This is a genomic window from Lachnoanaerobaculum saburreum DSM 3986, assembly GCF_000185385.1.
GTDB lineage: Bacteria > Bacillota > Clostridia > Lachnospirales > Lachnospiraceae > Lachnoanaerobaculum > Lachnoanaerobaculum saburreum.
In genome coordinates this window covers 1,567,354-1,578,957 of record NZ_GL622296.1, presented here as the reverse complement: position 1 = coordinate 1,578,957, position 11,604 = coordinate 1,567,354, and the positions used below count along the sequence as shown (strand labels likewise).

Here is an 11,604-nt window from a genome sequence, read left to right as displayed (position 1 = left end):
AACTCCTTTCTATCAAAAAGTCCTTATCTGTTTCAAAACAAACTCTATTCCAAAAATCTCTCTAAAAAAGTCTCTATGTGAATTAAAGCTGAGTATCTCAAGACTTAAATCTCCCATATACCTTATCTCTAATATGAGTTTATTGTCATTAAGCTTCAAACTGAAGTCTTTTATCTTTTGTTTATGTGACCTGTCAAGTGCATTTGCCATCTGCAATATTGCACTTAACTTTACAAGTCTGATATCTCTTTTGTTGTAAATACTTTCTTCAGTATCAATATTTGACATCTCGGCAACCAACATTCTCTCATCATGTGATATGCCTATTATTTCACTTGATGAAATAATATTGTAGGTGGCTATATCACTGTTTTTCAAATTGATGAATTTTCCGATATTATGTAAGATGGCTGCTATCTGCACAAGCAGTCTGTCTCTTTCATTAAGTCCGCTTAAGCTCTTTATAGCATCAAATATCATCAGGGCATTTTTTTCTACCACAGTGGTGTGCTTACTGTTGCCTCTATATCTTTTAGCCAGACTTTTTGATGAGGCGATAATATCTGCCGTAAAATCATGTCCGGTATTTATTATACCGCTTTTCTTGGCATATTCGGCTGCGATACCGTCTATAAGAAGTGTACCGGGCATCCATATTTCTTTAGCATTAAAAAGGTCAAATATTCTTTGGAAGATAAGTACACCCGGCATTATCATCTTTGCATAGTTTTTACTTACTCCAAGTATATTTTCTATCTCCTCCACACCCTTGCCCTTTATCTTGTCAAACAGTGTGATAAACTCCTCATAATCCACTATCATATCATTTGAATTGCCGTTCATATATTTAAACATATACATCAGCGGTTCACCTATACCTATGATAGTTTTTACCCTTTTATTCTTTAGATATATCTTTTTAAAGGTATTTAAGTCATTGTCTATCAACTCGGTAAGTATATTATGTTTTTTCTCGGTTATATTGTCTATTTCTTCAACCATCTCTCTAAGTCTTAGAACTCCCAAAGAAAGATTTTGAGTACTCTGTATCGCACCGTTGTCATAGAGTGTAAGCTGCATACTTCCAAAGCCTACATCTGCAATTGCGGTACCGCTCTTTATATATTTTTCAAAAAGCTCTCCCTTAGCATCAATAGACATATAGTTGATAAATCTTTGCTCAGAGTTGGATATTATAACTATGTCTATACCTGCTCTCACCTTTATCTGATCGATAACCTGCATATTGTTGGAGGCTTCTCTCATAGCACTGGTTGCATAAGCTCTATAATTATCTACTTTATATGACTCCATAATCTTTTTAAAATCAGATAAAACATCACATAATTCATCAATCATCTCATAGCTTATCTTACCATACTTATAAGTGTCACTGCCCAGTGCAATAGTATGCTTCACATAATCGACTCTCTTTATACCGGACTTAGCCGATATTTCATATATTCCAAGTTCAAGTTCAAATGAACCTACATCAACAGCTGCAAAATATCTTATGTCTCCCTTTCCCATACGCTCTCCAAGTTATTTTTGACCTTGTAAATAAGTTATAAACTGTGTTGCACTTCTTCCCGACATACCGCCATGTGAGAGCTCCCACATATTTGCCTTTGCAAGAATTTCTTTCTCATCCATATCAATGCCATGCTTTTTAGCAAGTGAAAGTACAATCCTGTTAAACTCCTTCTTATCCGGTGAGCCATAGTAGATTTTTTCACCGAATCTGGCGGAAAGTGAAAGTTTTTCTTCCACTGTATCACGACTGTGAAGCTCTTCATCAGTTTCAGTCTTATCTCTAAAGCTTTCTCTTATAAGATGTCTTCTATTGCTGGTGGCATAGATAAGTACATTCTCAGGTCTCTTTCCGAAACCTCCTTCAAGAATGGCCTTGAGATATTTATATTCAAGCTCAGACTCCTCAAAGCTTAAATCATCCATATATATTATAAACTTATAGTTTCTATCCTTTAACTGTTCAAGTATATCAGACAGATATCTGAACTGATGCTTATAAATCTCTATGATTCTAAGCCCTTTTTCATAGTATTCATTTACAATAGCCTTGACACTTGAGGACTTTCCGGTTCCGGCATCACCATAGAGCAGACAGTTATTGGCAGGCTTTCCTTTTATAAAGCTCTCAGTATTGTTTATAAGTTTTTTCTTTTGAATATCATAACCTATAATATCCTTTAAATATACATGTTCAACCCTTGTAATAGGTATAATATTTGCAGAGTTTAAATCGGTACTTTCTTCAATACGAAAAGCCTTATTCAGACCGAACTTACCTACCCCGTACTCCTTATAAAACTCTGTAACGGTATTTTTAAACTCCTCATCAGAGCCCGTATTTGACAGTTGCCGTGACAATTTCAAAATTCTGTCTCTGACCCTGGTATTAACCAATTTGGAGTCTTTTCCGTTGCCCACATATTCAAATATTGCCTTTAATAGAATATTATCAATATTTGGAGTAAAATGAAACAGTTTTCTAAATATTTTAAAATCATGTAATGCAAAAGTATTGATACTGCCTGTAGTCTCACCGATAATTTCTGTAGCCTTTGAGTAGACATTTTCATTATATGCAAGTGCAAGTGCCAAGATATTTTCCCAAAGATTGCCGTCCAAACCATATTCTCCGGCAACTTCAAGCAGACCTGAAACAGTCTTACTTATATCAGGACAGCCTTTATTTAAAGTACAAAATTCCCTTATAGTATCCTCAAACTTCAAATTCCTATATAATATCAAATCATCAATTACACTGTACATATATACTCCTTACTTTGTTGAACAATAATTGCCTAAAACCTTTAAAAATGTAATTTTTTTCTTCAGTATCTCAAGTACATTTGAAACATTTGGCGAACTTAAATTTCCCTCAATATCAATAAAGAACCTGTACTCAAAAGTCTTTTCAGGTATCGGTCTTGATTCCACCTTAACAAGATTTAACCCGTTAAGTACAAAAATACCTAAGATATTGTAAAGCATACCTTTTTCATGTGGCAGCTCAAGTATTAAACTCAATTTATCGGAAGCTTTTGAAAAAATCTTCTCCTTACTTAATACTACAAACCTTGTGGTATTATTGGTGTTTCTATTGATTCCTCTATCCAAAATTTCAAGACCGTATAGATCCGCCGACAGTTTGGAAGCTATAGCGGCCTGTGAAATATCTTTGTCATCTCTTACCTTTTTTGCGGCAACGGCCGTGTTTAAAAAACTTATCTGGCTCCAGTTTGAATGCTCCTTCAGATAAGCACCACATTGCATAAGTGCCTGTGGATGTGAATATATGGTCTTTATATCACTAAGCTTAGCTCCTCTTACTCCCAAAAGGCAATGACTTATATTAAGGTCATATTCCGCCACAATCACAACATCCTTTTTTAAAAGCAAGTCATAGACATCACTTACTATTCCGGCTGATGAATTTTCAATAGGAATTATACAATATTTTGCTTTGCCTTTTAACACCTCATTTATCGCATCTTCAAAGGTATTTACATTCTCCGCCTCCACATCAGGGAAAAGCTTTCTTGTAACTATATGTGAGTATGCACCTTCCACGCCTTGATACACTACTCTTTTTATATCAAGATCCATATACTCCTTACAACTGAATCCGACAGGTCTGTCATCATAGCTTATCTCTGATATAAGCTTTGAAAGTTCTCTCTTTTTATCTATCAGCCCTATTATATCCTTATCAATCTCATCCAGTTTCTCTTTTATATCTTCAAGTTTTTGCATATTACTTATGAGCTTTCTTTTCTTTTACGATATTTTCAAGCATATCTACTATCTTACTTCTGGTATATGCTCCAAGCTTTTTCTTTTCGTTATCAGTTAATTCATCTATGATAATAGGATTTCCGTACTCTATTATCACTTTGCTCTTTTTCATATAAGGCAGATGTTCTTCCCATATCTCATAAGTACCGTATATTGCTACAGGCACTATAGGTACCTTGCCCTTTTCTGCAATCTTTAGAGATCCTTCTTTAAACTCTTTTACATTGGTGACATCGGGATTCATATTTCTGCCGCCTTCCGGACAAATCCACACTGAAACACCTGACTTTACTTGATCAATACCCTTTAATATAGTTTTCAGCCCCTGCTTAATATCCTTTCTGTTTAAAAACAGACAATTCAACAAATCCATCCACTGTTTAAGCAGCGGCGCATGAATCATTTCATATTTTGACACAAATCCAAGCGGTTTCTTTGTATATCCATAGCCTGTAAGAATATCAAAATAGCTTCTGTGATTACTTACAAACAGTACTCCTCCGTTTTCAGGTATATTTTCACTTCCCCTGACCTCTACTTTTGAACCTGTTATGAATATCATCAGTCTAAACACCGCACTTACCATACCCTGTGCGACAGATGTTGAAATATCAGGTCTGAACTTCCTTACAATTAATAATATAAGCATTGCCGGTATAAATAGTACTAGGTACAAAAACAGTCCAAGTGCTACTAAAATAAACTTTATCATATAAAACTTCCTCTCATTATAGTAATGGGCTTAGGAGCCTGCTCACCTGCTCCTTTATTCTTTGCACAAGTGAGCGATTCTTATACATTTCAAATGTGTATTCCTTTGAATCATAAATATCTCTCATGAAATTATCTTCAAGTTCCCCTGTAACTTTATCGTCATAGATCATGGCATTAACCTCAAAATTTAATTCAAAACTTCTGATATCCATATTTGCAGTTCCGACACAGGATACTCTGTTATCCGCCATCACAGATTTTGCATGCAGAAATCCTTTTTCATAAGTGTAAACCTTTCCACCCGCCTCAAGCAGTGTACCCGCCCAACTAAGAGTAGCCGAATATACAAACGGATGATCAGGCATACATGGTATCATAAGCCTGACATCCACACCTGATCTGGCTGCTATATTTAATGCACTCATAAAAGCTTCATCAGGTATAAAATATGGCGTGTGAATATACACATGATCCTTTGCATGGTTAATAATCTCTATATAATTGTCTCTAATCAGCTTAGTCTCCGAATCGGGACCGCTTGATATTATCTGCATTCTAAGAATATCATCACCGTTTTTAGGAACAATGTTCATCTCCTCAAGCGGCTTAAAATATCTGTCAATGTCAAATATATCTTCCTTAGTGGCATAATTCCAGTCAAGACCGAATCTAAGTTCAAGCCCATTTACCGCCTCACCCTCTATTCTTAGATGCGTGTCTCTCCAATGTCCGAACTTCTTTGATCCGTCCACATACTCCTTTCCTATATTGAAGCCGCCCACATAGCCTATTTTTCCGTCAATAACAGCTATCTTCCTATGGTTTCTATAATTTATACGAAAGTTTACCTTACCAAGTGCAGCGGGAAAGAATATACCTATTTTGATCTTATGAGCCTTCATATTGTCTAAAATTTTTTTTGACATAAATCTGCCGCCCATTCCGTCAAACAGTACTCTTACCTCCACTCCTTCATCGGCCTTTTTTATAAGTTCTCTTGATATATTTCTAAAGAGGTAGTCATTTTTTATTATATAATATTGTAAATGAATATACTCCTTGGCATTTTTTATATCATCAATCAGTGCATCAAACTTATCATTGCCGTCTTTAAATACAGTTAAAGTATTCTTCATGGTCATAAGTGAGCCGCCCGACATCAGATTGTACTGCATCTGCCTTTGATAATCCTTTGTATAAGGATCGTTTAATACCCTGTCATTGTTGGCAAAAAACTTTTCCTGTTTTATTGCAGCCTTTCTTATACTGTCCTCAACATTTTTTATCTTAAACATTTTAGACTTTCTGTAGTCCTGACCTATAAGCAGATACAGTATAATACCGACTACAGGCAGAAAGTTCAGTGCCAAAAGCCATGTCCACACAGTCCTCGGTTCTCTTCTTTGGAAGAAAACAATTACAACGGATAATATTAAATTCAAATAAAACAAATGCACAAAGGCAAAATGTCCGGTCTTAAAAAATTCAAACATAAAACTCCTACTTGAGAAATTCTGATTTCTTAAAATACAATCCGCTTCATTATACCACAAATGTCTAATTTTGGTATAAAAAAAAGAGCCGGTCTCCCGACTCTTTAAACATGTCACAACTTATTTTTTTACAGTCGCAGTAAGCTCATTATAAGGATCAAGGTCAATATATATAATATCCTTTGCCCTAAGCTCACCGTCAGAAAGTATCAGTTTTGCAACCATTGTCTCTACATTCTTTTGCAGATATCTCTTTAACGGTCTGGCACCGTATGCAGGGTCATAGCCGTTGTCAATAATATAATTCTTGGCGGCATCACTGAGTTCTACCGTAAGTTCCTTATCCTTAAGCCTTAAATTAAGCTCATCAATAAGCAGACTTATAATACCGCCTATATTGTCCTTTGTAAGAGGCTTAAACATGATAATCTCATCAAGTCTGTTAAGGAATTCCGGCCTGAAGCTGTTTCTAAGCTCATTCATAACCTTATCTCTGGCATTATCACTGATATCACCATAGGTATTGATACCGTCAAGCAAATATGCCGAGCCGATATTTGATGTCATAATGATGATAGTATTCTTAAAGTCTACTGTCTTACCGAGAGAGTCTGTAACTCTACCGTCATCCAATACCTGTAAAAGTACATTAAATACATCAGGATGTGCCTTCTCAATCTCATCAAAGAGTACTACAGAATAAGGCTTTCTTCTGACAGCCTCTGTAAGCTGACCGCCCTCATCATATCCTACATATCCCGGAGGAGCTCCTATAAGTCTGCTCACGGAGAACTTCTCCATGTACTCACTCATATCAATTCTTATCATATTGTTCTCATCATCAAACAACGCCCTTGCAAGTGATTTTGCAAGCTCTGTCTTACCTACACCTGTAGGTCCGAGGAACAGGAATGATCCTATAGGTTTTGACGGATCCTTGATACCGGCTCTTGAACGGATGATAGCATCTGTAACCTTATCAACAGCTTCATCCTGTCCTATTACCCTCTCATGCAAAGTATCCGCAAGATGAAGTGTCTTTTCTCTTTCACTCTCATTTAACTTTGATACAGGGATATTTGTCCATCTTGATATAATCCTTGCAATCTCATCATCTGTAACCGACTCACGAAGCAGGCTTAAATCTTCTTTCTTTACCTTCTCTTCTTCAGCCTGTAACCGCTTTTTAAGTTCAGGTAACTTACCGTACTGCAACTCTGCCGCCTTGTTAAGGTCATAGCTTTGTTTTGCGGCACTTATCTGCCTGTTTACCTCGTCTATTTCACCTCTGAGCTTTGCAAGTCCCTCAACACTTTTCTTTTCATTTTCCCACTTTGACTTTGCGGCGTTAAGCTCGTCATTGACCTCCGCCAACTCTTTTTGGAGTGCCTCAAGTCTTTCTTTTGAAAGATTGTCATCCTCTTTTTTCAGCGCGGTTTCTTCTATCTGAAGCTGCATCTGCTTTCTGTTTAACTCGTCAATCTCTGTAGGAACCGAGTTAAGCTCTGTCTTTATAAGGGCACATGCCTCATCTACAAGGTCGATTGCCTTATCAGGCAAAAACCTGTCACTGATATATCTGTCTGAAAGTACCGCTGCACTTACCAGCGCACCGTCCGTTATCTTAACACCATGATAACTTTCATACCTTTCCTTAAGTCCACGAAGTATGGATATTGTATCCTCTACAGAAGGTTCCTCTACAAGTACAGGCTGAAATCTTCTCTCAAGTGCCGGATCTTTTTCAATATACTTTCTGTACTCGTCAAGTGTAGTAGCACCGATACAATGCAACTCGCCTCTTGCAAGCATAGGCTTTAACATATTTCCCGCATCCATGCTTCCCTCAGTCTTACCCGCACCTACTATTGTATGAAGCTCATCAATGAAAAGTATTATCTCTCCGTTTGATTTCTTTACTTCATCAAGTACAGCCTTAAGCCTCTCCTCAAACTCACCTCTGTACTTGGCACCTGCTATAAGTGCGCCCATATCAAGTGCAAAAAGCCTCTTATCTTTCAGATTGTTCGGAACATCACCGGCCACTATTCTGCCCGCAAGCCCCTCTACTACCGCAGTTTTACCTACACCCGGCTCACCTATAAGTACAGGATTGTTCTTAGTCTTACGGCTAAGTATTCTTACTACATTCCTTATCTCGCTGTCTCTACCTATTACAGGATCAAGCTTTTGAGCTCTTGCACGCTCAACCAAGTCATAACCGTACTTATTAAGTGTATCATATGTCGCTTCGGGATTGTCTGAAACAACTCTTTGATTACCTCTGACTTCTGAAAGCACCTTTAAGAATTTATCCTTATCAATGCCGTACATTCTAAAAATCTGTGCTATATCAGATGAAGGATTCTCAATCATATTTAAGAAAATATGCTCTACAGAGACATATTCATCTCCCATACTCTTTGCAACATCCTCAGCTGTTATCAATATTTTATTTAAATCATTGCCTATATAGCTTTGACCGCCGCTGACCTTTGGAAGTTTTTCAATAGCAGCCTCAACTTCATTTCTAAATTCAATTTCATTGATACCCATTTTCTTTATAAGATTGACTATCAATGAGCCATCTATATCTAACAGTGATGCCAACAGATGTATCTGCTCGATTTGCTGATTACCATGAGTAGCAGCAACCTTTTCCATATTCTGAACGGCCTCAATGGACTTTTGCGTAAACTTGCTAATGTTCATTTTCTCACCACCTTTATTTTCTTTGTTATATATGTACTATAACAGACTACCTTTTTATTGTCAAGCATTTTTTAAAATATTTTTGAATATATTTAAAAAAAATAAAAAGCGTCATCATATGAGTAAACAACATATAATGACGCTGTGAAAATAATATAAATATCTATTTCATTCCAAGTTTTTGCTTTAATATAATTATCATTTTATTCTCCCACACAAGCAGACCGTCAAATAATATAAGAAGTGCAGGCAATAAGAAGATAACAAATGTCATAGACACTATTGCACCCCTGCCAATCAGATGTCCGAGCTGACCTATTGCGGGAAGCTTTGAAATAAAACTTACAACATAACCACAGATTACAAGAATTGTACCTGAAGTAAGTATGGAGTGCATACTGAACTTGGTCATCTTAATTGCAGATTCTTTCTTATTCAGTCTCTTTCTAAGCTCTCTATAGTTTGAAATAGAAAGTATGGCATAGTCTACAGTTGCACCAAGCTGAATACTGCTTACAACTATATATCCTATAAAAGCCAACTTTGTTCCATATATATATGAAAAACTCATATTTACAAAAATAGCCATCTCAATAGGTATCATAGCAAGCACTGCAAGCAGCACAGATTTAAATGAGAATGCAACTACCAAGAATACTCCAAGCAGTGATAAATTATTTACCTTATTATAATCATCCTTCAGTATATTTTCCATATCCATAGTGGCATAGGTATTACCTGTAATATAGTTCTCATTCGGATAATACTCGTTTACTATCTGCTTTATCTCATTTGCAGCCTTATATGCAAGCTTACTCTCACCCTTTGTCTTGGTAAATACAAGCATTCTGGCATAGCCGGCCTTATGCAACAGACTTGCAGTATCACTTGGTATGATTCTTTCAGGTATTCCCTCAGGCAATGTATCCGCCAAAGATGTAACACTCTTTACATAGTCAAGTGATTTTAATTTCTCTGCCAATGCCCTCTCAGTCACATTATTGGTAGCCGGTACCAATATAACATTTAGATTTGACCTTCCGAATACCTTATTTATCTCCTCACTGTGTTCATATAATAATGTACCTTCTCCTGCACCTACCGCATCATTACCATACATAAAATTTGTCATTCCCTGTGCCACATATGAAGGAATCAGTATAATCATTGCAAATATAAAAAATCCCTTTGAAACCTTGTTTACAAACTTTGAAGTCTTGTCAAATTCCGGCAAAAATTCTCTATGCCTTGTCTTTTCAATAATAGGCATCCAGCTAAGTATCAGTGAAGGCATAAAAAATACTATAGAAAATATGGAACATACAATTCCTTTTGCCAGTACAATGCCAAGGTCAAAGCCCATTGAAAACTTCATTATTACAAAGACAATAAAACCGACAAATGTAGTAAGCGAACTGGCTGAAATAGTCTTTATAGATGTTCTAAGTGCATTCTTCAGTGCAACAGTCTTATCTGTCTCCTTTTTTTGTTCTACCTTATAGGCATTCAACAGGAATATTGAATAGTCCATAGACACTGCAAGCTGTAGTACCGCCGATACATTATTTGTAATAAATGAAATACTGTTTAAGAATATATTTGTACCTCTGTTTATAAATATGGCAGTTCCGATAACACTTAAAAAAAGCACAGGTTCAAACCATGAACTGGTTGTTACAAGGAGTACCGAAAATACAAATATTACACCTATTGCAAGTATAAGATTCATCTGTGATGAAACTTCTTCTTCGGTAAATTTATTCTGTGGCGCACTTCCTACCAGATATCCCTTATCTCCTATTATTTCTTCAATCTTGTCAATGGCTTTATGTGTAAGCTTACTTGAATCCCCTTTTACAAATGTTACATCCATTACAGCCTTATTATCTTTATAGTAATCTGATACATCATCATCCTTCATAAAGCTGTTTGACTCATATACATTTTCAGTGGTATCAAGCCAAAGTATTCTGTCCACTCCCTCTATTTTTTCAAGCTGCTGCTTCATAGCATTGGCTTCATATATAGTCACATCCTTTAGCATCAATCTTGCAGTACCGGGATATCCGAATGTCTCTTCCATCTTATTTATTGCAGCCTTTGAAGGTGCATTTGCAGGCAAATATTTTGTCAAATCATAGTTTATATTTACAAATGGTGTAAAAATCAGTGAAATAAAGAGCAAAATCAAAAAAACTCTTCTTATTCCCTTATTATGATCTACAATAAAACCCGCAAAATCCTTTCGGTTTGTTTCCTTCATCTCATCTAACCTCTCTAAAACTTCATTAACAAGATGTAAGTATATTGTAAATCAACACATTTGTAAATATCAACATTAGAACTTTAATAGACACTTGTCTATAAATTGTTTTTGTAATTATCCTACTTATTATTCCTATGTCTGACTTCAATTATCAGTTTATGCTTTGCTACATCATCTATTTTACTACTCAATATGGAAATATTATGCTTATCCAAATTCGCGTCCCACTCATCCAATAAAAGATATTTTACATAAACTTTATTTAAAATATTTTCTAATTTTATAACCACTTCCTCTCCACTTGACTTACTATCACTATCTGAACCATCAAAATATAAGTTTAAATATTGGCTAAACAAATATGCATCATCACCAAGTTTTTCCTTTAATACGGCAAGAATAGTGGATTTACCGCTTCCATTTTCTCCACAAATAGTTATTCTTCCATTTTTTTCTTTTTGAATAAATTCAGATAATTTTTTCATGTTTTTAATTTCAATACTTTTACTGTTTTTTTTAATTTTTATTAAATTAAACTGTATATAAGTCTCACAATCACTTTTACAGTCAATTATATCTGTAGATTTCAATATTGTT

Annotated in this window: 8 protein-coding genes; all 8 read right to left on the bottom strand. The window is 35.7% G+C overall.

Annotated features, from left to right (window positions below; all coding sequences use genetic code 11):
- Window positions 1–12 precede the first annotated feature (12 nt).
- A complete protein-coding gene (locus HMPREF0381_RS07320) occupies window positions 13–1,530 on the bottom strand; it encodes a Ppx/GppA phosphatase family protein (RefSeq protein ID WP_008751303.1) in 1,518 nt (505 codons plus the stop codon).
- 12 nt (window positions 1,531–1,542) lie between these two features.
- Window positions 1,543–2,796, bottom strand: a complete 1,254-nt coding sequence (locus tag HMPREF0381_RS07315; RefSeq protein ID WP_008751302.1) for an ATP-binding protein — start codon at window positions 2,794–2,796, stop codon at window positions 1,543–1,545.
- Between the two features lie 9 nt (window positions 2,797–2,805).
- Window positions 2,806–3,780, bottom strand: coding sequence for a prephenate dehydratase (pheA, locus tag HMPREF0381_RS07310; RefSeq protein ID WP_008751301.1), 975 nt, complete (start codon window positions 3,778–3,780; stop codon window positions 2,806–2,808).
- Window position 3,781: 1 nt separating this feature from the next.
- On the bottom strand, window positions 3,782–4,534 hold the full coding sequence (locus HMPREF0381_RS07305; RefSeq protein WP_008751300.1) for a lysophospholipid acyltransferase family protein: 753 nt from the start codon (window positions 4,532–4,534) through the stop codon (window positions 3,782–3,784).
- Window positions 4,535–4,550: 16 nt separating this feature from the next.
- Entirely contained in the window at window positions 4,551–6,029 is a 1,479-nt protein-coding gene (gene cls, locus HMPREF0381_RS07300) for a cardiolipin synthase (RefSeq protein WP_008751299.1), read from the bottom strand.
- Between the two features lie 120 nt (window positions 6,030–6,149).
- On the bottom strand, window positions 6,150–8,741 hold the full coding sequence (gene clpB / locus HMPREF0381_RS07295) for an ATP-dependent chaperone ClpB (RefSeq protein ID WP_008751298.1): 2,592 nt from the start codon (window positions 8,739–8,741) through the stop codon (window positions 6,150–6,152).
- A 163-nt stretch (window positions 8,742–8,904) separates the two neighbouring features.
- Window positions 8,905–11,004, bottom strand: coding sequence for an efflux RND transporter permease subunit (locus HMPREF0381_RS07290; protein WP_008751297.1), 2,100 nt, complete (start codon window positions 11,002–11,004; stop codon window positions 8,905–8,907).
- Window positions 11,005–11,126: 122 nt separating this feature from the next.
- Window positions 11,127–11,604: ATP-binding protein (locus HMPREF0381_RS07285; protein ID WP_169311798.1), on the bottom strand; the 478-nt coding region annotated here is incomplete at its 5' end.